Raw genomic sequence first — 23,136 nt, 5'->3', positions numbered from 1 at the left:
GTTGGGGTGAGCGGAGTGAACCCCAACACCCCTCGGCTGTGCTGCCGTTGGGGTTCGGCCCTCTGGGCCTCACCCCAACCTACGACGATGATCCGTTCTCCCCCGCCACCGTCAGCGCCATGTCGTCGCGGTGCACCAGTTCGTCGGGTCCCCGGTAGCCGAGCACCCGTTCAATATCGCCGCTGTGCTGGCCAAGCAACAACCGCGCCTCCTCGGCGGGATAGTTGCACAGCCCGACGCCCAGCGACCGGCCGTCGGCATCGACGATGCGCACCGGCGCGCCTTTCTGAAACGCGCCGTCCACCCGCGTCACCCCGGCCGGCAGCAGGCTCTTGCCGCGCAACAACGCGCGCGCCGCGCCCGCGTCCAGGACCACGGTGCCCTCCGGCTTCAGCGCCCCGGCGATCCAGCGCTTGCGCGCCGCGCGCGGCTCCTGCGCCGGCAGGAACCAGGTGCCCGGCCCGCCGGCCTCCAGCGCCGCCAGCGGCCCCAACCCCTTGCCCGGCGCGATCACCATGGCGCAGCCGGCATCCATGGCCACGCGGGCGGCGATCAGCTTGGTGACCATGCCGCCGCTGCCCATGGACGAGCCGGCCGCCCCGGCCATGGCCTCGATCTCCGGCGTCAGCTCGCGCACCTCGTCCAGGCGCCGCGCGGTGGGATCGACGCGCGGGTTGGCGGTGTACAGGCCGTCGATGTCCGACAGCAGCACCAGCGCGTCGGCCGAGACCATGGCCGCCACCCGCGCCGCCAAGCGGTCGTTGTCGCCGAAGCGCATCTCCTGGGTGGTGACGGTGTCGTTCTCGTTCACCACCGGGACCACACCCAGCGCCAGCAACTGTTCGAGCGTCTTGCGGGCGTTGATGTACCGGCGCCGGTTCTCGCTGTCGTCCAGGGTCAGCAGGATCTGCGCCACGGTGATGTCGTGGTGGGCCAGCGCCTCCTGCCACGCGTGGGCCAGCCGGATCTGGCCGGTGGCGGCGGCGGCCTGTTTTTCCTCCAGGCGTAGGGCGCGGCCCGGCTGGGGCAGGCCGAGAATACGCCGCCCCACGGCGATGGCCCCGGAGGAGACGACGATCACCTCCTGCCCGCGCCGACGCAGCAACGCCACCTCGTCGGTCAGCGCGTCCAGCCAGGTGCGGTGCGTCTTCCCCGTGCGGTCGTCCACCAGGAGGGACGAGCCGATCTTGACCACCAGCCGCCGCGCCGCGCGGATGCGCCCGGCGGCCGGCACACGCGCCAGGGGTTGCCCGGTCTCGGCGGTCATGGGGTCCAGGCCTCCTCCGCCGCGTCATCGGGCTCGGGGTCGTGCGTCTCCGCCCGCGCCGCGCGGACGGCCGGCATCAGCGCGCGCAGCACCTCCGTCAGGCCGCGCCCGGAGGTGCTGGAGATCACCGCCACCTCGCGCCCGCAGGCGTCCTCAAGGCGGCTTTTCTGGTCGGCGATCAGGTCTTCGGTCAGCGCGTCGGCCTTGGTCAGGGCGACCACCTCGGGCTTGCCGGCCAGCCCGGCGCCGTATTCGTCCAGTTCGGCGCGCACGATGCGGTAGGCCTCCGCGACATCGACGCCGTCGGTCTCGGTGCCGTCCACCAGATGCAGCAGCACCGGGCAGCGCTCGACATGCCCCAGGAAGCGCGTGCCCAGGCCGGCGCCGTCGTGGGCACCCTCGATCAGCCCGGGGATGTCGGCCAGAACGACTTCGTGATCGTCCACCGTGGCCACGCCCAGGTTCGGATGCAGGGTGGTGAACGGGTAGTCGGCGATGCGCGGCCGCGCCCGGGTGACGGCCGCCAGCAGGGTGGACTTGCCGGCGTTGGGCAGGCCCACCAGACCGATGTCGGCGATCAGCTTCAGCCGCAGCCAGACCCAGCGCTCCTCGCCCGGCCAGCCGGGGCCGGACTTGCGCGGCGCCTGATTGGTCGAGGACTTGTAGCGCGCGTTGCCGAAGCCGCCGTCGCCGCCCCGACACAGGGTCACGCGCTGACCCGGCGCGGTCATGTCGGCCAGCAGGGTTTCGTGGTCGTCGGCCAGGATCTCGGTGCCGACGGGCACCTGGATGGTGATGGACTGCCCGCCCCGCCCGGTGCGGTTCGCCCCCATGCCGTGGATACCGCGTTCGGCCTTGAAGTGCTGGCGGTAGCGGAAGTCGATCAGCGTGTTCAGGTTCGGCACGGCCTCGACGATGATGTCGCCGCCGCGCCCGCCGTCGCCGCCGTCAGGGCCGCCGAACTCGATGTACTTCTCGCGCCGGAACGAAACGCAGCCGGGGCCGCCGTCGCCGCTTTTGAGAAAGATCTTGGCCTGATCGAGGAATTTCATGACCGCGTGCCCCGCAAGCCGGGCTGTCCAATAAACGCAAAAAAGGGGAACGGCCGGGCCATTCCCCTTCATCGACGGCGGCCCACCCAGAGGGGTGGGCGGGCGCGCGTGCCGGGCGCCCTACTCCGCCGCCTCGGCGACCGGCTGGGCCGGTTCGACGCAGACGTAGGTGCGGCGCTTGAAGCCCTTGCGGAACGCCACATTGCCGTCCTTCAGGGCGAACAGGGTATGGTCCTTGCCCATGCCGACGTTGTCGCCCGGATGCCACTTGGTGCCGCGCTGGCGGATAATGATGTTGCCGGCGAGCACGACCTCGCCGCCGTACTTCTTGACGCCGAGACGGCGTCCCGCTGAGTCGCGGCCGTTCCGGGACGAGCCGCCTGCCTTCTTGTGAGCCATGATGCTCTCCGTTTCTCGCTTGCCTTGTCGGCCCGCTGCCCGGATCCCTATCCGGAGATGGCGGTGATCCGCACCCGGGTCAGGGTCTGGCGATGGCCCTTCTTGCGGCGGTGGTTCTGGCGCCGCTGCTTCTTGAACACGATCACCTTCCTGTCCTTGAAGGTGCTCTCCACAGTGGCGGAGACGCTGGCGCCGGACACGGTGGGCGTGCCGACCTTGTCGCCGACCATCAGCACTTCATCGAAGGTGATGCTGGCGCCGTCCTCGGCCTCCAGCTTCTCGATGTTGATCACATCGTTTTCGGCGACCTTGTACTGTTTGCCGCCGGTCTTGATCACTGCGAACATGGTCTCACTCGCACGGACAGGAAGGGGATGAGAAGACAAAACCTGACCGGGCGGCACCATCACGGCGCCGCCTCGGGAGCGCGGTACTCTACGCATGCCGGGACGCGTGTCAAGAGGGGATTCCCCAACAGGTCCCAGGATGGCCCTTCACCGGCCACGCGGCGGTTGAAGAATGTCTGACAGGAACCCTTGGCGCGACCCAAACCGCGCCGGGTTCGCCGCCAGCACGACACGGCGGGTCACGGATCGCAACCGAACCCGTCCCCGGAAATCTCGCGCGCATCCGCCGCGTGCCCGGCGCCACCGTTGTCACACGGCCCCGCCTGTTCATTCGAGCACTCGCGCTGCAACACAACAGTCACCGGATTTTCATTTGATGACTCATCTGGCGCGTGATCAGGTGACCGGCGGTGTTCGCGCGTTCATGGCAACGCCGACGGGAGAGGCACCCCCATGGAATTGAGCCAGCGTCAGGCCGACATCGCCTTTGCGCTGGTGCTGGTGCAGTTGATGATCGCACCGGAAATCCTGATCGTGGAAAACGACGCCACGCTGGCCCACCTGGGCCTTGTCGGTACCATTCTGGGCATCGGCCTGCCCTACATGGCCAGCGCGTTCGGCATTTTCCTGTTGCGACAGGCCTTCAAGTCCACGCAGAAGGAACTGGAGGAGGCCGCCCGGCTGGAGGGCTGCAGCACAGTTGGGGTGTTGTGGCGGGTCCATGTGCCGCTCGCCTGACCAACGTACCTCGCCTATGGGCTGGTGTCGGTCAGTCACCACTGGAACACTTTGCCTGTGGCCGCTGGTGGTCACGCACTCGGTCGAGACGCGGCCCCTGACCGTCGGCCTGGGGGTGTTCGGGGCGCCGGAAACAGGCGTCGACTGGTCGGTGGTCTCGGCGGCGACGCTGCTCTCCGTGGCCCCGTCGATGCTGGCCTTCCTGCTGTTCCAACGCCAGTTCGTGCAGTCGTTCATACGCGCGGGTGTCCGTTGACGGCTCGTCGATCGCGGTCTTCATCCAGGTGAGATCGGCGCCGAGGCCCGGTAGGCCGAACCCATCACGCCCGCTCCCGAACCCACGGCACGATCGCCTCTCGATGGTTTTCATCATTCAGCGCCGCTTGACACTCCGGCCACATCGAAAGGGTGACAGACTCGGTCGGTGGCATCCGAAATACATCGATATGTTCGATTATTAATGTTAGTATGATTGATTGGACATGCGTATTGAAATCACCTCTGCTGGAACACGGATCAAATCCGGGCTTTGACACTCAGGGAGGAACTCATGGACGGAGAGAAAACGGGGAACACCGGCGGGTGTCCCGTCATGCACGGCGCGAACACGGCCAGCGGCGCCTCGAACATGGACTGGTGGCCCAATGCGCTGAACCTCGACATCCTTCACCAACATGATACGAAGCCAAACCCGATGGGCGCGGACTTCCGCTATCGCGACGAGGTGAAGACGCTGGACTTCGAAGCGCTGAAGAAGGACATGCGCGCCCTGATGACTGACAGCCAAGAGTGGTGGCCAGCCGATTGGGGACACTACGGCGGTCTCATGATCCGCATGGCGTGGCACGCCGCCGGGTCCTATCGCACCGCCGACGGGCGCGGCGGCGGTGGCACCGGCAACCAGCGCTTCGCCCCACTGAACTCCTGGCCCGACAACGTCAGCCTGGACAAGGCGCGGCGCCTGCTGTGGCCCCTCAAGAAGAAATACGGCAACAAGGTCAGCTGGGCCGACCTCATCATTCTGGCCGGCAACATCGCCTACGAGTCGATGGGGCTGAAGACCTTCGGATTCGGCTTCGGCCGCGCGGACATCTGGCACCCGGAGAAGGACACCTACTGGGGCGCCGAGAAGGAATGGCTGGCCCCGAGCGACGGCCGCTACGGCAGCGTCGACCAGCCGGAGACCATGGAAAACCCGCTGGCCGCCGTGCAAATGGGCCTGATCTACGTCAATCCGGAGGGCGTGAACGGTACCCCGGACCCGCTGAAGACCGCCGCCCAGGTGCGCGAGACCTTCGCCCGCATGGCGATGAACGACGAGGAAACCGTGGCCCTGACCGCCGGCGGCCACACCGTCGGCAAGTGCCACGGCAACGGCGACGCCTCCGCGCTCGGTCCCGACCCCGAATCCGCCGACCTGGAGGAGCAGGGCCTCGGCTGGCGCAATCCGACCGGCAAGGGCTGCGGCCGCGACACCATCACCAGCGGCCTTGAGGGCGCCTGGACCACCCATCCGACGCAGTGGGACAACGGCTATTTCAAGCTGCTGCTCAATCACGAGTGGGAGCTGAAGAAGAGCCCGGCCGGGGCGTTCCAGTGGGAGCCCGTCGACATCAAGGAGGAAGACAAGCCGGTCGATGTCGAGGATCCCTCCATCCGGCACAACCCGATCATGACCGACGCCGACATGGCGATGAAGATGGACCCGGTCTACCGGGAGATCTCCGAGCGCTTCGCCAAGGATCAGGCCTACTTCTCCGACGTGTTCGCCCGCGCCTGGTTCAAGCTGACGCACCGCGACATGGGACCGAAGGACCGCTACATCGGCCCCGACGTGCCGGCGGAGGACCTGATCTGGCAGGATCCGGTGCCCAAGGGTCCCACCGGCTATGACGTGAACGCGGTCAAGGCGCGCATCGCGGCCAGCGGCCTGTCGGTCGGCGACATGGTCGCCACCGCCTGGGACAGCGCCCGCACCTTCCGTGGCTCCGACATCCGGGGCGGCGCCAACGGGGCGCGCATCCGCCTCGCTCCACAGAAGGACTGGGAAGGCAACGAGCCCGCGCGTCTCGCCAAGGTGCTGGGGGTTCTGGAACCCATCGCCGCCGAGACCGGGGCGAGCGTGGCCGATGTCATCGTGCTGGCGGGCAACGTCGGCGTCGAGCAGGCGGCCAAGGCGGCCGGCTTCAACGTCACCGTGCCGTTCGCGCCGGGTCGCGGCGACGCCACCGACGCCATGACCGACGCCGACTCCTTCGCCCCGCTGGAGCCCATCCACGACGCCTACCGCAACTGGCTGAAGGCGGACTACGCGCCCAAGGCCGAGGAGTTGATGCTCGACCGAACCCAGCTCATGGGTCTGACGGCGCCGGAGATGACGGTCCTGGTCGGCGGCATGCGGATGATCGGCACCAACCACGGCGGCACCAAGCACGGGGTCTTCACCGACCGTGAGGGCGCGCTGACCACCGACTTCTTCGTCACCCTGACCGACATGGCCAACACGTGGGTCCCGGTCGGCAAGAACACCTACGAAATCCGGGACCGCAAGACCGATCAGGTTAAGTGGACGGCGACCCGCGTCGATCTGGTGTTCGGGTCCAATTCCGTCCTGCGGGCGTATGCCGAGGTCTATGCCCAGGACGACAACAGCGGGAAGTTCGTCAACGACTTCGTGGCGGCCTGGACCAAGGTCATGAACGCCGACCGCTTTGATCTGAACTGACCCTGATCCCCGAACCTCGTTCGGTCACCGGCTGACAGCGTCTGTCGTCGCGTGACCGAACGGGGCAGAGGGGAGACACCAAGTCCTCCGAACAGGACGACCGCGCGGACATCAACGGCCGGAGATTCCGGCCGTTGATGTTTCTTCATCACCGCGCCGGGCGGGATCACGCAATCGCGCCGGCCGCCCGCAACGCCGCCTGTTCCTCGCGCGACACCCCAAGCTCATCGAGCACCGAGGCGGTATCCCCGCCCACGCTGGGTGGCGGACGGCGGTAGGTCGCGGGGGTCTCCGAGAACCGCAGCGGATTGGCGATCAGGGTCAACGGATCGTCGCTATCCGGGCGGGCCATGTCGACCGTCATGCCGCGCGACTGAACGTGTGGGTCGGCGAACACATCCGGGATGCTGTTGACCGGTCCGCTGGGCACGCCGACCGCCTCCAGCTCCGCCAGCCAGTCGTCGCGCGACCGGGTGGCGATCAGCGGCCGCAGAATGGCGGTCAGAGCCTCGCGGTGGGCGATCCGATCCGCGTTGGTGACGAAGCGCGGGTCGTCGGCCATCTCCGGCCGGCCCGCCACCTCGCAGAAACGCCGAAACTGGCGGTCGTTGCCCACGGCCAGGATCAGGTGCCCGTCGGCGGCGGGAAAGGTGTCGTAGGGCACGATGTTGGGGTGCGCGTTACCGTGCCGCTTCGGGGCCTCTCCCGAGACCAGCCAGTTCTGCGCCTGATAGGTCAGCCACGCGATCTGGGAGTCGAGCAGGTTGGCGTCGATATGCTGGCCCCGGCCGGTTTCCGCGCGGCGGTGCAGCGCCGCCAGGATCGCCACGGCGGCATACATCCCGGTCAACTGGTCGGCGTTGGCGTTGCCCACCTTGACCGGGTCACCGTCCGGCGGGCCGGTCAGGCTCATCATGCCGCCCATGCCCTGGGCCAGATAATCGTAACCGGCGCGCGCGGCATAGGGGCCGCTCTGCCCGAAGCCGGTGATCGAGCAGTAGATCAGGCGTGGACACTCGCCCTTGAGATCCTCGTACGCGAGTCCGTACTTGGCCAGCCCGCCGACCTTGAAGTTCTCCACCAGGATGTCCGACCGCCGCGCCAGTCGCCGCACGATGGCCTGTCCCTCCGGCTTGGCGATGTCCAGCGCCAGCGAGCGCTTGTTGCGGTTGATGGAGACGTAGTAGGCGCTTTCCCGGGTCGAGCGGCCGTCACGGTCTGTCAGGAACGGCGGCCCCCAGGCGCGGGTATCATCGCCGCTGCCGGGGCGTTCCACCTTGACGATGTCGGCGCCGAGGTCGCCCAGAAGCTGGGTGCAGAACGGCCCCGCCAGCACGCGGCTGAGGTCAAGAACACGAACACCGGCCAGGGGGCCGGCAGGCTGCGAGGCTTCTGTCATGGTCCGCACGGGGCTCCCGTCCTTGGGTCACGGCACGCATCCGGAGGCCGACGCGATCAGGACGCCGCCGCCGGGGTTGTCCATTCCTGGATGGCCGGGACCATGGCGTCAAGAACCGCCGCGCGCCCCTGGTGATGCAGAACGTGTCCACACCCCGGCACGAACACGGGCCGTGCCGGCCCGCCGCTCCCGCGACAGATGGCCTCGACCTGTGCCAGCGTGCCGTACTCGTCCTTGTCGCCTTGCAGCACCAGCAGCGGACAGCGGATCGCCGACAGCCGGTCGGTCATGTCCCACGCCGCGAACGCGGGCTCCAGCCATGTGGTGTTCCAGCCCCAGAACACGCCGTCGGTGTTGACGCCGTGCCAACGCTTCAGCTTCTCCCGCAAGTCGCCATGCCGGTAGGCGTCGCGGGCGGCGCGGATACTGGCCAGGGTGATCTCCTCGACGAAGACATGGGCGGCCTCGGTCACCACACCCAGCAGCCCCGACGGCCGCAGCGCCGCGTGAAGGAGCGCGATGGAGCCGCCGTCGGAATGGCCGACATGCACCATACGCTCGATCCCCGCCGCCTCCAGCACGCGCGGCAACACATGCTCCGCCTCATGCTCCAGGTATTGCACCGGACGCGGCCAGTGGTTCAACGAGTCGGCGTCGCCGTGCCCCTGACGTTCGTACACAAAACCCGGGAGGCCCGTTGCCCGGCACAGGGCTTCCGGAAAATCCTTCCACAGCCGGATGCTGCCCAGGCCTTCGTGCAGGAACACCAGCACGGGGGCATCGGCGGCGGCGCCGTCGGGACGCAGCCGGCACGCCGGCAACCGGACGCCGTCGACAAGAACACCCAAGTCTTCCGCGATCATCCCAACCCCATGAAGATCCACAACGCCACCATGCCGACAACCAGGGTGAGAACGACCCGCCGGGTCAGGGCCACCGCCGCCGCGACCAGACCGGCGGCCGGACGGGTCCAGTCCCACTCCGGCGTGAACAGCGCGTCCGCCTGCAACACCGCCGGCACAACCAGCGCCGCCAGAACCGCCGGCGGCACATAGCGCAGCCCGCGCGAGAACCAGCGCGGCAGGCTCCAGACGCCAGCGAGTTGGATGAACGACAGGCGCAGCATCCAGGTGCCCAGGCCACAGGCGATGATCAGGCCCCACAGGACGGGCGACGAGAAGGGCTGTTCGAGAAGGTCGCTCATGACACGGTCTCCGCCGGTGCTCCGCCCCGCCGGTCGCGGCGCTGCTCTGCCAGCACACCCCAGACGATGCCCGACACGGCCCCCACCATCAGGCCCAGATTGTACGGCAGACCGGCCAGCATCACCGCGACCCCGCCCCCGACCAGCGCCGCCTCGGCGCTCGGGCGGTCGCGGATCGCGGGCACCAGCAGAACCAGAAAGACCAGCGGCACGGTGAACTCCAGACCCCAGTCCGCCGGCAACCGCGCCCCCAGCAACAGCCCCACCAGGGTGAAGATCTGCCAGACGGCCCACAGCGGCAACGCGGTGCCGAGATAGAACCAGCCCTTGTGTACGCCGTTGCCGGATTCGTTGAAACGCGTGATGGAGATGGCGAAGGCTTGGTCGGTCAGAACATAGCCCATCAGCAGACGCCGCCAAACCGGCTCGGCGCGAAAGTGCGGCGCCAAAGACGCCGAATACATCACCATGCGAAGGTTGATCACCAACACCGTCGCCAGAATCACCGGCGCCACGGCGCCCGAGGCGATCAGCGAAACGAACGCCATCTGCGCGGCGCCAGCGAACACGATGGTGGACAGGCCCAGAGCCTCCGCCATCGACAGGCCGGCTTCCCGGGCCGCGTAGGCGGACACCAGGGCAAAGGGAATAATGGCGGGAATCATCGGCATGATGCTTCGCGCGCCGGCCAGGAAACTGCCTCTCGGGCCCGGCCGGGTATCCGACGCGAGGCTTTCGGGGCACGGCGAGGACAACGGCGGACTCGCGGACATCACGGTTCTCCTCGGTGACGAGCCGGTCATGTGGCGCGTGGAGCACGCCGATCCGGCCCGTTCCATACGCCAGCGTCTGGACAGCGGGCCACCTTGCCGAACCGATGCGGACCTCACAAGACCGCTTTTCTCATGGCGGGGATAAGCCGGGCTTGGGCAGGAGGTGAGGGCCGGAGGGCTGCGGCCCCGCGATCAGGGTTGATAGCCCCGCGCCTCCATGCAGGCATCGTAGTAGGCGCGGTAGGCACGGCGGGCCTCGGCCTGGTCCACCTGGGCCATCGGATCAACCCCGAAGCCCCCGCCCGGGGCGGCCCGATCCGGTTGATGGACCCGGCGCATGGCGTGCTCGTCGGCCGCGCGCTTGCAAGCACGGCTATCGGACTCCGATTGTGCGGGGGTGGTTCCGGCCCGGGTCCAGTGATCCTCCCGGCTGTCGGCGCATCCCGCCAACAGCCCTGACACCAGACCGACGATCACAAGACCCCGCTGCGAAACCATCCTCATGGGGTATCTCCAGAAAACGGCGGCGGTCCAGAACGGAAAAGGCGCCCGGCCAATGGGGGGAGAGGCCGGGCGCCAGAGGCTCCGTCATGGGAGCGCGAGGGCCGGCCGGGGGGGAATGCCGGTATCCTCGCCTGGACGGCGCGGTCAAGACCCCGCCGTCGCATGAGTCTTACATAGAACGGGCCGGCGACTTTTAAACCTCAACCGATGCATGACCCGCATGCATCTTGTTCATACCGCCCATTCGCCGCCGGAACGCTCGGATCGGGACCCCGCGCTGGGGCGATCTGCCCGCACGACATGGGGTCAATCCGTCTGACTGAACCCCGGCGGTCGCGCGTAGAAAAACAGGTCGTCGTCCAGATCGACGCCGAACCGGGCCGCAAGCAGGGTCACGACCACCTCGACGTTCTGGGCATCGCGCACCTTCCACTGGCGCAGTTCCATGGGGTTCAACGCGAAGCGCAGGGTCAGGGTCCCCTGCCCGGGATCGTCGGTCTCGACCATGTCAATGTCGAGCAGTCCGTTCGCTTCCCGCATGCCGATGACCGTGATCGCCGGATCCGTGAACTCGACGGACTCCCGCAGCAGAATACCGAGGGGCGTATCGCCCAACCCGATATAGCTGACCTGATCGAGTTCCCCGTCCTCGTAAATCAGGCTGGAGCCATTGGCCACGACCAGCACGTCGGCCGGAGGATCATACTCGATCCGCAGCCGCCCCGGACGCTTCATGTAGACGGTCCCCTCCGCGTAGTTGCCTGTTGACGAGGTCTGCGCGAACCGGGACCGCATGGTGCCCACACTGTTGAGATAGGCGGCGGCCTGCTTCAACTGCACCGCTTCCTGGGTTGTCATCAGATACGGTTGCGGCGCCTGGGCCCACGCCGAAACGATCCCCGGCCCGGTCAGGCCAACGGGGCTGAAGGTCATGACCATCAGGGCCACGGCGATGGCCGGAACCCGGACACGGTGACGGTGTCGGACCATTGAATCTCCTCGCGATGATACGAACCGGACGGCGGCAACGACACCCCGCCCGATACCGTCCGATAACTACACGCCGAATGTGGCGCGATCATGGGCCGCCCGGAGCGCTTCCGGAACGGACAGACCCGGCAAGTATTGCCGGGGTGAACGCCTCGACAGCGCGTTCCTGCCCGCCGATGAGCCACGCAACAAACCGCGCCATGTTGCGGCTCGGGCCTCCCGGCGTGGCACGTTCCTTGCTGCCCGCCGGTCAGGAGGACGCGCCCATGACCCCCGATGCCGTCACCGCCGACACCCAGACATACCCCTACCGTGTAGCACCCCGCCCCGTCTACGAGGGCCAGCCCTACTATACATTTGACGAGGTGGTCGAGCAGTTCAGCTTCTGGGACGTGCTCGACATCTTCAATCCGCTTCAGCATATCCCTTTGGTGAACATGGTTTACCGGGAACTGACGGGGGACGAAATCGGCTCCTTCGCCCGCGTGGCCGGCGGCGCTCTGTTCGGGGGCGGCATGGGCGCGGTCGCGGGCATCGCCAGCGCCGTGGTCTACGAAACCACGGGCAAGGATCCCGGCGAATTGGTTCTGGCGGCCTTTACCGAAGACACCGCGCCGACGAGTGACCCCGCCACGCCCGCTGCGGCGGAAACCCTGGCCGGCACCACCCCGCTCGGCGGCAACCTGCTGGGAAATGGCGCCTCGACGCTCGCCATTGCCAGCAACGCGCCCCAAACCATGATCCCCGGCCAAGCCGCGATGGCGATGGAGCCGCCGACCACCGCGCCCCTCGGGGCCATGCTTCTGGCGTCGGAGTCCGGTCGGCTGGCCGCCGAACAGGCGGCCGCGCAGGGGCTGCGGGAGGGGATCATCACCCTGGACAGCGCCCAGTCGGCGGCGCTCTCGGCCTATGCCGCGCATGCCGGCGGCGGGCCACGCCCCGAAGGCCCGGCCCGGCCCGGGCCCGGCGTCTCCCCCCTTGCCATGCCCGACGGCGCGCCGCGCGGTATGGTCAGCGCCCCCCTTCCCACCAGTCCCGATCAGCAGAGCCAGCACAACATGAGCCACGATTCCCAGACCCCCGCCGGACAGGACCGCAACGCGCCGACGATGGAGCAGCCCCAATCCTCGAACCGATCCGGCGCAACAACCCCTCCGGACGCCGGCCCGGCCATGGCCATGCCCGCCGACATCCAACGCGGTCGCGAGGCTCTGCGCGAACGGCTGGCCGCCGCCCGACCGACCGCATCCGTGCCGACCGGCCGTCCCACCGGCATGACCCTGGCCGACTACCGGGCTAACCCGAACCGCCGGGGCGAGGATGGGAGCCGGTCACCCCGCCGGGCGAGCGCGCCTCAATCCAACCCGGCCATCAACAGCGCCAACGCGGCCCGCCTGGAAAGCCTGCTACCTCAACCGGCCGCCATGGCCGGTCTCCAGGCACGCGGACAACATGTGGCGGCGGCTGCCGCCGAACGCGCCCGACGGATCGCCGACGGGAGCGCCCCCCCCCTGACGGCCGGCGGCACTTCGGTCTCCGAGACACCGGGTTTCCGCGCCCTGCCGGTCGACGGATCCACCGAACAGGCGCCGGCAATCGGCGACAGCGACCCGTCTTCTCCGGTGGTTTCCCAGCCCTGGTTCTCGCAGAGGGTTTTCGACGCCATGCGTCGGTATGACGCGGAACGGCAAGCCGATGCGAACGGTGCGCCACTGACCTAAGGCCGACGGGACCATCCGCCGTGACCGCCCCGCCCCCATCCGTCCCGCCCGCCCTGGCGGCAACCGCCGACGGCTGGCTCCGACGCGGGGCGCGGTGCCTGCCCTGCGCGCTGGGCCGCTTCGGCACCACCACGCTGAAACAGGAAGGCGACGGCGCCACACCGCTCGGCGCATGGCCGCTCAGGCGGGTATTCTGGCGCCCGGATCGGCTGACGGCGCCGCCGGGTCTCGGTCGTTCGGGGTTACCCCTGACGGCGCTGACGCCGGACATGGGATGGTGCGACGATCCCGGCCACGCCGACTATAACCGCCTCGTCACCCTGCCCCATCCCGCCGGGCACGAAATGCTGTGGCGAACGGACCATCTGTACGACATCGTGGTGGTGCTGGGGCACAACGACAGCCCGCCCGAGCCGGGACGGGGCAGCGCCATCTTCCTGCATTGCGCCCGCCCCGATCCGTCGGCGCGCCACGGACTGCGACCCACGGCCGGATGTGTCGCCTTGCGACAGTCAGACCTTCTGGCGGTGCTGGCCGACCTGCCGGAACGGCCGACGCTGGAGGTTCGGCTACGGTGACGGGTGTTGCGCCAGCACAGGTTCGACGCGATAGGTCATCCCCATGGACTGGGCCGTATTGGACACGGTCGCCAGACAGGCGGACTCGCGGCCCGACGGGATGGCGACAGCGAACCGGATGATGTACTGACTGCTGTCCTGCGGCATGGCCTGAGCGTTCATGGTGGCGATGTTGGCGTCAAAATCGCCGAACACCTCGGCCAGACGCGTCACAAGACCGGGCCTGTCGCCGCCCGTCACGTACACATGATGGGTGATGTTGGGGCCGCCCTCGGGATTCACCCAGGCGTCATAGGGCATGACGGAAACATCCGCCTCGACCGCCTCCGGGCAGTCCCGCATCGCGGCGCCCACCTGCTCGGCGGTAATGTCGTCCGCCACCGAGACCACGGCCGAGAATTCCGCCCGCTGCCCCAGGACCGCGAACCGAGTGTCGCCCAGATTGGCGCCCAGATCGAACAGCGCGGCCGTCAGGCCCGAAACCAAGCCGGTGCGGTCGGGACAGAACACCTGAACGTGAAGGGTGTGTGGCATTTCGGATCTCCCACAAAACCGGTTTTCTCGGGCGGTGCGCGGCCATCCTACAGAGACATCCGCTCTCCGCAAGGGACCTGACGAACGCGACCGGCGGGCCGTTCTGTGACCGGCGTCACTGACTATGCCTTAAGGCATTGTTAACGTCGTGCAATTGACGGTCGAATAGAATCGGCCCATATTCGGTATGTATGGAAACGTAGGCCTTGTCGCCCCTTGTCGCCAATCAGACTCGGCTGAGCGGGGCGGTAAGGTACGACGGGAGGCCACGGTGACCCCCACAACGCCGACCATCGGGACAGCACCCTCCTCACCCTCGGCAACGCGGGCGGCGGTGGCGCGTGCCGGAACGGGCGGCAAGGCGGAGGAAGAAGACCAGACCGGGTTCGTCGCCGCGATTCCAGACGCATCCGCCGCCCAGGCCCGCTCGAACGGCGACCGGCCGCCGATGGAGGACTTCCCGGCGGACAGACGACGCGGCCGTGATGCCCGTCCGGACCTCTCGACCCCGACATCCAGGACCGTCAGGTCACCGGCGCCGGACCAGTTCACCGCACCCAACACCCGCCACGGCAATGGTGAGGTGCGGGGCAGAACGCCCATCCGCAGTGTCATCATTCATGGGGCGGAGGTCTACGAGAGATCCATCCGCGCCATCACGCGATCCCTGCCAAGCGACCTGATAGGTCAGAATCTCGACCTCAGCCTTTAACGGCGTGACGGCCAAACGCTCTGAGACGAAAGGACACACACGGCATGATCGGCGCCCTGTCCATCGGCGTTTCCGCCTTGAGACTGTCCGAAACGCGCGTGGCCGTGGCGGCGGATAACATCGTCAACGCCAGCAACCGCGTCCCCCATGACCCGGCATCCGGATACACGGGGTACACCCCGCGTCAAGTGGTGCCGATCTCGGAGGGAACAGGAGGCGTGCGCCCCACCGTTCAGCCGGTGGATCCGGCCTACGTCACGGTTCCCGCCCCGCAGGGCGGTGACGAGGCGATACCCAACGTGTTCCTGGCCGGAGAGATCGTCGAGTTGAACAGCGCCAGCCGCGCCTATGAAAGCGCCGCCGCCATCATCCGCACCGCGGACGAGATGCAGGATACTCTGCTCGACATCGTCGAGTAACAGCCCAGGCCCGCGAGGGTCCCGACAGGGTTTCGGAACCGAGCGGACAGGTCCGGCTCAGTCCGGCCCGTAGCGGACGTAGTCCGTCCAGGTCCGTTCGATCTGCTCAAGGGCCTTGGCACCACCGCGCAACACATCGGGCGTCACGCCGTTGCGCCCCATACGATCAACCAGGACGCCCTGAAGCTCCTTGACGACGCGCCGCACCTCGAAGCCCCGATCCGTCAGTTGCAGCCGCGTGGCCCGCCGGTCGTGCGGACTGCGCTCCTGCGTCAGATACCCCATCTCCGTCAATTTCTTGATGTTGTAGGAGACGTTTGATCCGTGATAGTAGCCGCGATCCCGTAGATCGCGGATCACGACATCGTCCTCGCCGATGTTGAACAATAGAAGCGCCTGCACCGCGTTGATGTCCTCGTTCCCGACGCGACGTAGTTCGGTCCGCAGGACATCCAGAAAATGGCGGTGCAGTCGTTCGATCAACTGGACGACGGTAGCATATTCCTCAAGCACGCGCGCCCCACTCCATATATGGTCTGTTCCTGCCCCTGAACGCCTAAATTGTTGATCCAAATAAACCAACAATTCAAGCAAAATCTGGCGCTTCCTCCGAATATCATAGCAATCCCTGTGCCTTGAACGAGACATGACCGTCCCGACCGACGATGACGTGATCGTGCAGCGAAACCCCGACCGCATGGGCGGCGTTCCGGATCTGCAGGGTCATCTGAATGTCCGCCTTGCTCGGGGTGGGATCGCCCGACGGATGGTTATGCACCAGAATAATGGCGCTGGCATGCAGGTCCAGCGCCCTGCGAACCACCTCGCGCGGATAGACGGGGGTATGGTTGATCGTCCCCTTCTGTTGCGGCTCGTCCGCGATCAGACGGTTTCTGGTGTCCAGGAACAGCAGGCGGAACTGCTCGACCGCTCCATACGCCATGGCCGCCCGGCAGTAATCGAGCAGTTGGTCCCACGAGGACAGCACGGGCTGGTTCCGCACCCGGTCGCGCAACAGCCGCACCGCCGTCGCCTGGGCCGTTTTCAGCGCGGCCACGCCAGTTTCCCCCAGACCCTTAACGCAGCGGAGCTTCTCGGGCTCGGCGCTGACCACCTCGGCGAAACCGCCGAACCGGGCCAGCAGCGCCTTGGCCAGCGGCTTCACATCGCCGCGCGGCTGCGCCAGACAGAGCAGCAGTTCCAGAAGCTCGTAATCCGGCATGGCTTCCGGGTCGGCCAGAAACCGCTCCCGCAGCCGGGCTCTGTGGCCGGTGTAGTGCGGCTTGCCGACGCCCGATGTCCCGTCGCCACCCGGGGCGTCCGCTTCCGGCCGGTCGCCCAGGGGCAAGCCGGGATCATCGGACGGGGAACGACGTCGCGTCGGAGACATGGCCCGTGATTTCAACTGTTCACGTGGGGTCGGACACGGTCAACGGCCCCCGTTCCGCATCCCCAACCCGATCTTCACTGTGGCACATCCACCCGCGCCCGTACAGCCAAGGCGCGAGATCACATCGTTCCCGATCCGTCGCCCGTTGCCCCCGCCTCCGCCACCTGATGGCGCATCAGCAGGGGAATCTGCGCCACGCTGAACAGCAGGGTCAGAGGCAGGATGCCGAACACCTTGAACGCCACCCAGGTATCGCTGGAAAAGCCGCGCCAGACGACCTCGTTGAGCACCGCCAACGCGATGAAGAACAGACCCCAGCGCAGCGTCAGCACGGTCCAGCCGCGTTCGGTCAGGTGGAACGCCCCGTCGAAGATCAGCTTCAGGAAATGCCGCCCGCTGACCAGACCGGCGAACAGAATGGCGGAAAACAGCAGGTTGACGATGGTCGGCTTGATCTTAATGAACAGGTCGTCCTCAAGCAGCACGGTCAGTCCGCCGAAGACCAGCACGAACACGCCCCCCACCAGCGGCATGACCGGGATCCGACCCATCAGCACCCGCGAGGCGACCAGCGAGACCGCCGTCGCTCCGACGAAGACGGCGGTGCCGGTGATGAGGCCGAACCAAGCGTTGGTCAGAAAGAACACCAGCAGGGGGCCAGCCTCCAGCAACAGCTTCAGCCACTGGCGCGGATTGCCCTCGCACGCCGCGCCCTCGGATGCGGCAGTGGACAGGGGCTTGTCTTCGGTGGCATCGGCGGACATGGTGGGCAGGACTCCTGGACGCGGCGAAACAACAGCGCGGAACGCACCCGCCATGTATGCGTTTTGCATGGGCGCGTCCAGGGAGGACAGGGAAGACCGGCGAAAATCTGAAGTGCTGAACTGGTGAAGAGGCATGACCGCAGACCGCGACATCACCACCGTGCGTGTCCGCATCAAGGGCCGGGTCCAGGGTGTCTGGTACCGGGGCTGGACCGTCGAGACGGCCCGCGCCCTCGGTCTGGACGGCTGGGTCCGCAACCGGTCGGACGGCTCGGTCGAAGCCGTGTTCCAGGGACCGCCCGCCGCCGTCGACCGCATGATCGAAGCCTGCCATGACGGCCCCACAGCGGCGCGGGTCTCCGCCGTCACGGCCGAGGGAACGCCGCCCGTGGCCGATCCCGGTTTTCATCAAAAAGGTACACTATGACCGGAGCAGCGGAGCCCATTGCCATCGACTGGGCCGCGTGGGCCATGGTGGCCGGGATCAACATCCTGGCGATCCTCAGCCCCGGGCCGGATTTCGCCATCACCCTGCGCAACACCCTGGCCCGGGGCATCCGGGCGGGCGTTTTGACGGCGGCCGGCATCGCCACCGGCCTGTCGGTGCATGTGATCTATACATTGGCCGGGCTGTCGGTACTGATCGCGCAATCCGTGGTGTTGTTCTCGATCATCAAGCTGATGGGGGCGGCGTATCTGATCTGGATCGGCATCCAGGCATTGCGTGCCCGGCCCCACGCGGAGCCCTCGGGCGATGAACCGGCCCGGCCGCCGGCCGCACGCGGCCACACCGCCTTCATCGCGGGCTTCCTGACCAATGTCCTCAACCCCAAGGTGGCGCTGTACTTCCTCGCCCTGTTCACTCAGGTGATCGACCCAGACACCTCATTGCCCGAAAAGGGACTGTACGGCCTGACCATGATGGCCGAGACCTTCCTGGTCTTCTCCACGGTCGCGGTCCTGGTCGGCCAGCCGCCGATGCGCCGCGCCTACCAGCGGTCGGCACACTGGATCGAACGCGCGCTGGGCACCGTGTTCATCGGCCTGGGCGTTCGTCTGGCGTTCGTCCGGGGTGTGGAGTGATGCCGCCCAACACCCGGTCCATCGAGACCGGGTCGAGCATCACCACCCCCGGGCCGGCGGTCCAGTCGTAGGTTGGGGTGAGCGAAGCGAACCCCAACACGCTGTGGTTTCGTTGGGGTGATTTCGTTGGGGTTCGGCCCGTTGGGCCTCACCCCAACCTACGTTGCCACGACATCATTGTGGTTCTCCGAACCGCCCATCCGGTGGATCGGCACACCCCCAGTCTTCCGGTAACAGGCCGTCAGCAACATATCGATGAAAGGTCGAATGCGGCCAGTCACTGGCGCGCGCTACATGCCCGTGTTTTACGGGGTTGAAATGGATGTAGTCTATGTGGGTGAGAAGATCATCTTCGTCCCGAATCATGTGCTCCCAGAAACGGCGTTGCCAAAGGCCACGTTCCCCTTTTCGTTTTCGGCTTTGCCCGATGTGCTCAATTGGGGTGATGTTTCGTGAAAAACCTGCCTTGATCAAACTCCATAGCATTGAATAACTGGCATCGTTCTCCGGTAGTCGCAAAATGGCATGAATATGATCGGGCAGCACGACAAATGCCACAATCTCGAAAGGATGGTTTCGGCGAACATGATGAACGGAACCCCGAAGGACGTCGATACGGTCTACAAGGAGGCGGGAGGCACGATCTTCAAGGTTCACGGTGAAGAACCAAGTCGCCCCCGCAACCAAGGCGCGTCGATACCGCATTGAGACTCTCTTCTCTGTTCAGGCCATGACAACAACAATATCATGATTAATCGCGTTTAGAGACGAACACATGCAGTCGTAGGTTGGGGTGAGCGAAGCGAACCCCAACGCGCTGTGGTTTCGTTGGGGTGGTTTCGTTGGGGTGGTTTCGTTGGGGTTCGGCCCGTTGGGCCTCACCCCAACCTACGAAAAAACTGGCGTTCGTCCGGGGTGTGGAGTGATGCCGCCCAACACCCGGTCCATCGAGACCGGGTCGAGCATCACCACCCCCGGGCCGGCGGTCCAAACCAGGGCGCACAGAACCTCCCGATCCGGGTCAATCCGCCGGAGCACCGCCCGGTAAAGCGCCATCTGGCGCACATAGGCATCCGGAATCGCGGCCGCATCGGCCGGCACCGGGCGACTGGTCTTGAAATCGACCACCACGAAGCGGTCATCCGCGACCAGGAGGCGGTCCACCTGCCCCGACACCACGGTCTCGCCGATCACGCCGGCGAGCGGCACCTCGGCCCGGGAGCCGGGACCGAACACGGCAGCCAGATCCGGGTGATCCAGCACCGCCAGAACCTCTTCGGCCAACGCGTCCACCGTCCCTGCGTCAAGGCCGTGGACCGGCCGCGCCAGCCAGGACCGCGCGACCTCCGCACGACGGTCGGCCGGCAGAGCCGGCAGATCCTGAAGCAGCCGGTGGACGAGGATCCCGCGCTGGAAACGGGCCCGCTTCTCCCGGGCCACCGGCGAGACCGGCGGCGGGTCGGACGGCGCCCGGGACGGCGCCAACGGGCGTGAGGGCCTGGGCTCGGTCGGCGCGTTCCGCAAAAGCCACGCCGGCGGCTCCGGAACCGACGGGCCGGCCTCCGCCGCACCCTCCTCACGCCGGGGCGGACGGGTCTGATCCGAGCGGTGGCGCAGCACCAGGGCCTCGTCCTCGTCCATGCCGCAGGCGATCAGGTCGGCGTCCTCCTCCGCCACGGCGAACCCCTGAAGGCCCCGCGCGACCATCTCGTGCCAGCATCCCCCGGACGCCGCGCGGCGAGTGTTCCAGCCGCACACGATCAGCCGGTCCTCAGCGCGGGTCATGGCCACATACAGCAGGCGGCGGTATTCCCGCTCCAGCCCGGCGCGGCGCGCGTCCTCCAGCGCCTGGGTGACCGGCTCACGGTCGGCGGCGCGCGGCGGCCACAGCAGCAGGGCGTCGTCGCCGTCGCCGTCGAAATAGACGTGAGTGTCGCCGGTCGGCGGCATCCCGCGCGTGTCGGGCAGGATGACCACCGGTGCCTGAAGCCCCTTGGAGCCGTGGACGGTCATCACCCGAACCGCCTGCCCGCCGTGTTCCAGGTCGCGCTTGATCTCGGTCCCGGCGACGGACAGCGCCCGCAGGAACCCGCCCAGCGACGGCGGACGGTCGCGGTCGTGCGCCAGCGCCAGGGCCATGAACTCGTCGATGGGATCATCGGCCTCCGGCCCCAGCCGCGCCAGCAGGCGCCGCCGCCCGTCGCGGGTCTCCAGCACATGGGCGAACAGCTCGTGTGGCGGAATCAGGTCGGCCCGCGCCATCAGGCGGGAGAGATAATCCCAGGCGGCGCCGAACGCATCATCGGCGCCGGCGCGCGCCTCAAGCCGGTGCCACAGCCGTTCGCCCGGCGCACGGCCGTGGGCCAGTTCGAAAAGCTGCTCCTCCGTCAGGCCGATCAGCGGCCCCTTCAGGACCGCAGCCAACGTCAAATCATCCTCGGGCAACAGCAGCACCTGCCCCAGCGCCATCAGATCCATCACCGCCAACTGGTCCGTCAGCACCATGCGGTCGGCGCCGGCCACCGGCACCCCCAGCCCCTTCAGCGCTCGCGACAGATCGTTGACGAAGGCGGTGCGGCGGCGCACCAGAACCATGATATCGTCGGCCCGGATCGGCCGGTCCCGTCCCTCCAGCCGTTCGCCGCCATCGATCATGCCGTGGATGCGCCGGGCCAGCACACCGGCCAGCCGCGTCGGCGCGCTTTCCACCCGCAGGCGCTCGACCGGCGGCTTCCAGGGCTCGGGCTCGGGAACTTCGGGCGGGTCGATGGGCGGCCACACCTCAACACTACCGGCCTGCCCGACGCGGGACGGAATGTGAGTGATGTCCTCGTCACCCGCCGCCACGCCGTCGCGAGCGTCGGCCTGAACGAAGACCCGGTTGACCGCCTCCAGCACCGCCGCGGTGGAACGGAAGGAGACGTGCAGGCCGACGTCCTCGAAGCGCGCGCCGGTGGCCCGGACACGGTCGGCGACGCGGCCGCGCATGGCCTCGAACCCCGCCGGATCAGCGCCCTGAAAGCTGTAGATGGACTGCTTGCGGTCGCCCACGGCGAACACGGTGCGACGCGGCGGCACGGTATCGCCGCGCGGTCCCTCGCGCCCCATCCCGGCGTGAAACTCCTCGGTCAGCATGCGAGCGACCGCCCACTGATCCGGGCTGGTGTCCTGGGCCTCGTCGATGAGCAGGTGGTCGATGCCGCCGTCCAGCTTGAACAGCACCCAGGCGGCGCCGTCCGAGCGTTCCAGCAGGGCGCGGGTGTGGTGGATCAGGTCGTCGAAGTCGAGCAGGGCGCGGGCGTCTTTCAGCTCCGACAGGGCCCGAAGATAGGCGTCCGCGACGGTCAGCAGGGCGCGCGTGGCCTCGGCGACGGCGGCGGCACGGCGGCGCTCCGACAGGCGAATTAGACGCGTCTGCTCGGCGCCCAGGGCGTCCAGCGCGTCCGGGCACCCCTCCCGCACGGCTTTGGTGGCGGAGAGCTTCTCGACCGGACGCGGCGCGCCCTTGCTGTCGAAGAACACCTTCTCGTAATCCGGCATCAGGCCCGGTCGCTGATCCGGCGGCGCAGCGAGAAATGCCGCCAGTGCCTCGGCCCGGCCCTGGTCGGTCTTGGCGCCACCGGCCAGCGCCTCGACCGCCGTCCGCAGACCGGCGCCGTCGAACGCTGTATCCATGCAGGCGGCCCGGGTCAGCCCCTCCGGCGTCTCGCCCTCGGCCACACCCAGGCGGGCATATGTGGCGGCGCGGGCGCCGGCGAGCCCACCGCGCGCCGCGAACATGCGGCGCAGACGCGCCCCCGCGCCCTTCATTGCCGCCATCAGCTTGGGAAAGCGGTCCTCGGACACGCGCGCGCTCACCGCCTCCAGGCCCGCCGCCAGCGGATCGTCCGTCGGATCGCCCAGCCGCGCCGCCTCCAGGACCGTGCGCAGCGCGGTCTCGGCGGCCTCGGCGGCCTGCCGCTCGTCCATCACGCGAAAACCGGGGGAGAGGCCGGCCTCCAGCGGGAAGCGGCGCAGCACCGACTGACAGAAAGCATGGATGGTCTGGATGCGCAGGCCGCCCGGCGTATCGAGCACGCGGGCGAACAGGCGCCGCGCGCCGGCCATCCGTTCGGCATCGGGGCGGGCTCCCGACAGGTCCGCCAGCGCCTTCGCCAAAGACGGGTCGTCGGTCACCGCCCAGTCGGCCAGTCGTCGAGCGAGGCGGTTGGCCATCTCCGCCGCCGCCGCCTTGGTGAAGGTCAGGCACAGGATGCGCTCAGGCGCCGTCCCCTCCAGCAGCAGGTTGAGCACCCGGTCGGTCAGCACCTTCGTCTTTCCCGAGCCCGCACTGGCCGCCACCCAGGCCGAGACGGCCGGGTCGGCGGCGCGGCGCTGCTCCCGCCCGGCCAGGGCCACGGGATCGAGCGGTGCCGGATTGGGCACGGTCATCGGCCGGTCTCCACGCCCGCGATCACACCACCGGAACAGGCGGAACCGACGACTCCCATGACTGGCCGACCTCCACGGACGATGCGGGCTCTCAGCAAGGCGTTCC

General features: G+C 67.9%; 25 protein-coding genes. 9 read left to right on the top strand and 16 right to left on the bottom strand.

Features of this window, described 5'->3' with window-relative positions:
* Window positions 1-79 precede the first annotated feature (79 nt).
* From proB to rplU, 4 genes are all read right to left on the bottom strand, one after another.
* Complete coding sequence (proB, locus tag BLS85_RS08450) at window positions 80-1,267, bottom strand: glutamate 5-kinase (protein WP_092785168.1); 1,188 nt, start codon at window positions 1,265-1,267, stop codon at window positions 80-82.
* Window positions 1,264-2,319, bottom strand: a complete 1,056-nt coding sequence (obgE, locus tag BLS85_RS08445) for a GTPase ObgE (RefSeq protein ID WP_092785165.1) — start codon at window positions 2,317-2,319, stop codon at window positions 1,264-1,266. The genes proB and obgE overlap by 4 nt, the downstream gene beginning before the upstream one ends.
* A 120-nt stretch (window positions 2,320-2,439) precedes the next feature.
* A complete protein-coding gene (gene rpmA / locus BLS85_RS08440) occupies window positions 2,440-2,718 on the bottom strand; it encodes a 50S ribosomal protein L27 (protein WP_092785163.1) in 279 nt (92 codons plus the stop codon).
* Between the two features lie 47 nt (window positions 2,719-2,765).
* Complete coding sequence (gene rplU, locus BLS85_RS08435) at window positions 2,766-3,065, bottom strand: 50S ribosomal protein L21 (RefSeq protein ID WP_092785160.1); 300 nt, start codon at window positions 3,063-3,065, stop codon at window positions 2,766-2,768.
* A gap of 453 nt (window positions 3,066-3,518) precedes the next feature.
* Between rplU and BLS85_RS19705 the strand changes: the two genes are divergently transcribed.
* From BLS85_RS19705 to katG, 3 genes are all read left to right on the top strand, one after another.
* Window positions 3,519-3,803 carry an ABC transporter permease subunit gene (locus BLS85_RS19705; RefSeq protein ID WP_342729371.1) on the top strand — a complete coding sequence of 95 codons (285 nt, stop codon included), beginning with the start codon at window positions 3,519-3,521 and terminating at the stop codon, window positions 3,801-3,803.
* 67 nt (window positions 3,804-3,870) lie between these two features.
* Entirely contained in the window at window positions 3,871-4,059 is a 189-nt protein-coding gene (locus BLS85_RS19700; protein WP_342729369.1) for an ABC transporter permease family protein, read from the top strand.
* A 294-nt stretch (window positions 4,060-4,353) separates the two neighbouring features.
* Entirely contained in the window at window positions 4,354-6,528 is a 2,175-nt protein-coding gene (katG, locus tag BLS85_RS08425; RefSeq protein ID WP_092785157.1) for a catalase/peroxidase HPI, read from the top strand.
* 166 nt (window positions 6,529-6,694) lie between these two features.
* Here the strand turns inward: katG and BLS85_RS08420 are convergent, their stop codons facing one another.
* From BLS85_RS08420 to BLS85_RS08395, 6 genes are all read right to left on the bottom strand, one after another.
* Window positions 6,695-7,927 carry a CaiB/BaiF CoA transferase family protein gene (locus BLS85_RS08420; protein ID WP_092785426.1) on the bottom strand — a complete coding sequence of 411 codons (1,233 nt, stop codon included), beginning with the start codon at window positions 7,925-7,927 and terminating at the stop codon, window positions 6,695-6,697.
* A 56-nt stretch (window positions 7,928-7,983) separates the two neighbouring features.
* Window positions 7,984-8,790, bottom strand: a complete 807-nt coding sequence (locus tag BLS85_RS08415) for an alpha/beta fold hydrolase (protein WP_092785155.1) — start codon at window positions 8,788-8,790, stop codon at window positions 7,984-7,986.
* Window positions 8,787-9,131 carry an AzlD domain-containing protein gene (locus BLS85_RS08410; RefSeq protein WP_092785152.1) on the bottom strand — a complete coding sequence of 115 codons (345 nt, stop codon included), beginning with the start codon at window positions 9,129-9,131 and terminating at the stop codon, window positions 8,787-8,789. The genes BLS85_RS08415 and BLS85_RS08410 overlap by 4 nt, the downstream gene beginning before the upstream one ends.
* Window positions 9,128-9,802 (bottom strand): AzlC family ABC transporter permease, encoded by a 675-nt coding sequence (locus BLS85_RS08405; RefSeq protein ID WP_092785424.1) that lies wholly within the window; start codon window positions 9,800-9,802, stop codon window positions 9,128-9,130. Before BLS85_RS08405 ends, BLS85_RS08410 begins: the two co-directional genes overlap by 4 nt.
* A gap of 294 nt (window positions 9,803-10,096) precedes the next feature.
* Window positions 10,097-10,408, bottom strand: a complete 312-nt coding sequence (locus BLS85_RS08400; RefSeq protein ID WP_092785149.1) for a hypothetical protein — start codon at window positions 10,406-10,408, stop codon at window positions 10,097-10,099.
* 306 nt (window positions 10,409-10,714) lie between these two features.
* The gene (locus BLS85_RS08395; RefSeq protein ID WP_245699145.1) at window positions 10,715-11,398 is read right to left on the bottom strand and encodes a LolA family protein; all 684 of its coding nucleotides are present in this window, start codon (window positions 11,396-11,398) and stop codon (window positions 10,715-10,717) included.
* Window positions 11,399-11,664: 266 nt separating this feature from the next.
* Between BLS85_RS08395 and BLS85_RS08390 the strand changes: the two genes are divergently transcribed.
* Both BLS85_RS08390 and BLS85_RS08385 read left to right on the top strand, forming a co-directional pair.
* Window positions 11,665-13,119, top strand: coding sequence for a hypothetical protein (locus BLS85_RS08390; protein ID WP_092785146.1), 1,455 nt, complete (start codon window positions 11,665-11,667; stop codon window positions 13,117-13,119).
* Between the two features lie 20 nt (window positions 13,120-13,139).
* Complete coding sequence (locus BLS85_RS08385) at window positions 13,140-13,697, top strand: L,D-transpeptidase family protein (protein WP_425438474.1); 558 nt, start codon at window positions 13,140-13,142, stop codon at window positions 13,695-13,697.
* Here BLS85_RS08385 and BLS85_RS08380 read toward each other — a convergent pair.
* Complete coding sequence (locus tag BLS85_RS08380; protein ID WP_092785143.1) at window positions 13,689-14,231, bottom strand: glycine cleavage system transcriptional repressor; 543 nt, start codon at window positions 14,229-14,231, stop codon at window positions 13,689-13,691. The genes BLS85_RS08385 and BLS85_RS08380 overlap by 9 nt on opposite strands.
* Before the next feature lie 271 nt (window positions 14,232-14,502).
* Between BLS85_RS08380 and BLS85_RS08375 the strand changes: the two genes are divergently transcribed.
* On the top strand, window positions 14,503-14,943 hold the full coding sequence (locus BLS85_RS08375; protein WP_143027136.1) for a hypothetical protein: 441 nt from the start codon (window positions 14,503-14,505) through the stop codon (window positions 14,941-14,943).
* A 44-nt stretch (window positions 14,944-14,987) separates the two neighbouring features.
* Complete coding sequence (locus tag BLS85_RS08370; protein WP_092785137.1) at window positions 14,988-15,362, top strand: flagellar basal body rod C-terminal domain-containing protein; 375 nt, start codon at window positions 14,988-14,990, stop codon at window positions 15,360-15,362.
* A 57-nt stretch (window positions 15,363-15,419) separates the two neighbouring features.
* Here the strand turns inward: BLS85_RS08370 and BLS85_RS08365 are convergent, their stop codons facing one another.
* The 3 genes from BLS85_RS08365 to BLS85_RS08355 all read right to left on the bottom strand — a co-directional run bounded on the left by BLS85_RS08365 (window position 15,420) and on the right by BLS85_RS08355 (window position 17,516).
* The gene (locus BLS85_RS08365; protein ID WP_245699144.1) at window positions 15,420-15,875 is read right to left on the bottom strand and encodes a helix-turn-helix domain-containing protein; all 456 of its coding nucleotides are present in this window, start codon (window positions 15,873-15,875) and stop codon (window positions 15,420-15,422) included.
* A gap of 103 nt (window positions 15,876-15,978) precedes the next feature.
* Window positions 15,979-16,710, bottom strand: coding sequence for a RadC family protein (gene radC / locus BLS85_RS08360; protein WP_425438473.1), 732 nt, complete (start codon window positions 16,708-16,710; stop codon window positions 15,979-15,981).
* A 161-nt stretch (window positions 16,711-16,871) separates the two neighbouring features.
* Window positions 16,872-17,516: a septation protein A gene (locus BLS85_RS08355; protein ID WP_092785129.1), complete on the bottom strand. Its 645-nt coding sequence runs from the start codon at window positions 17,514-17,516 to the stop codon at window positions 16,872-16,874.
* Between the two features lie 151 nt (window positions 17,517-17,667).
* On the opposite strand from BLS85_RS08355, the gene BLS85_RS08350 reads away from it, so the two are divergent.
* On the top strand, window positions 17,668-17,943 hold the full coding sequence (locus BLS85_RS08350) for an acylphosphatase (RefSeq protein WP_176793536.1): 276 nt from the start codon (window positions 17,668-17,670) through the stop codon (window positions 17,941-17,943).
* A complete protein-coding gene (locus tag BLS85_RS08345; protein ID WP_092785123.1) occupies window positions 17,940-18,599 on the top strand; it encodes a LysE family transporter in 660 nt (219 codons plus the stop codon). Before BLS85_RS08350 ends, BLS85_RS08345 begins: the two co-directional genes overlap by 4 nt.
* 174 nt (window positions 18,600-18,773) lie before the next feature.
* On the opposite strand, the gene BLS85_RS08340 is transcribed toward BLS85_RS08345, so the two are convergent.
* Both BLS85_RS08340 and addA read right to left on the bottom strand, forming a co-directional pair.
* Complete coding sequence (locus tag BLS85_RS08340) at window positions 18,774-19,304, bottom strand: REP-associated tyrosine transposase (protein ID WP_092785120.1); 531 nt, start codon at window positions 19,302-19,304, stop codon at window positions 18,774-18,776.
* Window positions 19,305-19,487: 183 nt separating this feature from the next.
* Window positions 19,488-23,030, bottom strand: coding sequence for a double-strand break repair helicase AddA (gene addA, locus BLS85_RS08335; RefSeq protein ID WP_092785118.1), 3,543 nt, complete (start codon window positions 23,028-23,030; stop codon window positions 19,488-19,490).
* Window positions 23,031-23,136 lie beyond the last annotated feature (106 nt).

The sequence above is a fragment of the Rhodospira trueperi genome, from assembly GCF_900101965.1.
GTDB lineage: Bacteria > Pseudomonadota > Alphaproteobacteria > Rhodospirillales > Rhodospirillaceae > Rhodospira > Rhodospira trueperi.
The sequence above is the reverse complement of the archived record's forward strand: the minus strand, read 5'-3'. Positions and strand labels throughout refer to the sequence as shown.

Coding starts and splice junctions, on each gene's coding strand:
- proB (WP_092785168.1), bottom strand. CDS start 1,267: ATGACCGCCGAGACCGGGCAACCCCTGGCGCGTGTGCCGGCCGCCGGG.
- obgE (WP_092785165.1), bottom strand. CDS start 2,319: ATGAAATTCCTCGATCAGGCCAAGATCTTTCTCAAAAGCGGCGACGGC.
- rpmA (WP_092785163.1), bottom strand. CDS start 2,718: ATGGCTCACAAGAAGGCAGGCGGCTCGTCCCGGAACGGCCGCGACTCA.
- rplU (WP_092785160.1), bottom strand. CDS start 3,065: ATGTTCGCAGTGATCAAGACCGGCGGCAAACAGTACAAGGTCGCCGAA.
- BLS85_RS19705 (WP_342729371.1), top strand. CDS start 3,519: ATGGAATTGAGCCAGCGTCAGGCCGACATCGCCTTTGCGCTGGTGCTG.
- katG (WP_092785157.1), top strand. CDS start 4,354: ATGGACGGAGAGAAAACGGGGAACACCGGCGGGTGTCCCGTCATGCAC.
- BLS85_RS08420 (WP_092785426.1), bottom strand. CDS start 7,927: ATGACAGAAGCCTCGCAGCCTGCCGGCCCCCTGGCCGGTGTTCGTGTT.
- BLS85_RS08415 (WP_092785155.1), bottom strand. CDS start 8,790: ATGATCGCGGAAGACTTGGGTGTTCTTGTCGACGGCGTCCGGTTGCCG.
- BLS85_RS08410 (WP_092785152.1), bottom strand. CDS start 9,131: ATGAGCGACCTTCTCGAACAGCCCTTCTCGTCGCCCGTCCTGTGGGGC.
- BLS85_RS08405 (WP_092785424.1), bottom strand. CDS start 9,802: ATGCCGATGATTCCCGCCATTATTCCCTTTGCCCTGGTGTCCGCCTAC.
- BLS85_RS08400 (WP_092785149.1), bottom strand. CDS start 10,408: ATGAGGATGGTTTCGCAGCGGGGTCTTGTGATCGTCGGTCTGGTGTCA.
- BLS85_RS08395 (WP_245699145.1), bottom strand. CDS start 11,398: ATGGTCCGACACCGTCACCGTGTCCGGGTTCCGGCCATCGCCGTGGCC.
- BLS85_RS08390 (WP_092785146.1), top strand. CDS start 11,665: ATGACCCCCGATGCCGTCACCGCCGACACCCAGACATACCCCTACCGT.
- BLS85_RS08380 (WP_092785143.1), bottom strand. CDS start 14,231: ATGCCACACACCCTTCACGTTCAGGTGTTCTGTCCCGACCGCACCGGC.
- BLS85_RS08370 (WP_092785137.1), top strand. CDS start 14,988: ATGATCGGCGCCCTGTCCATCGGCGTTTCCGCCTTGAGACTGTCCGAA.
- BLS85_RS08355 (WP_092785129.1), bottom strand. CDS start 17,516: ATGTCCGCCGATGCCACCGAAGACAAGCCCCTGTCCACTGCCGCATCC.
- BLS85_RS08345 (WP_092785123.1), top strand. CDS start 17,940: ATGACCGGAGCAGCGGAGCCCATTGCCATCGACTGGGCCGCGTGGGCC.
- BLS85_RS08340 (WP_092785120.1), bottom strand. CDS start 19,304: ATGCGGTATCGACGCGCCTTGGTTGCGGGGGCGACTTGGTTCTTCACC.
- addA (WP_092785118.1), bottom strand. CDS start 23,030: ATGACCGTGCCCAATCCGGCACCGCTCGATCCCGTGGCCCTGGCCGGG.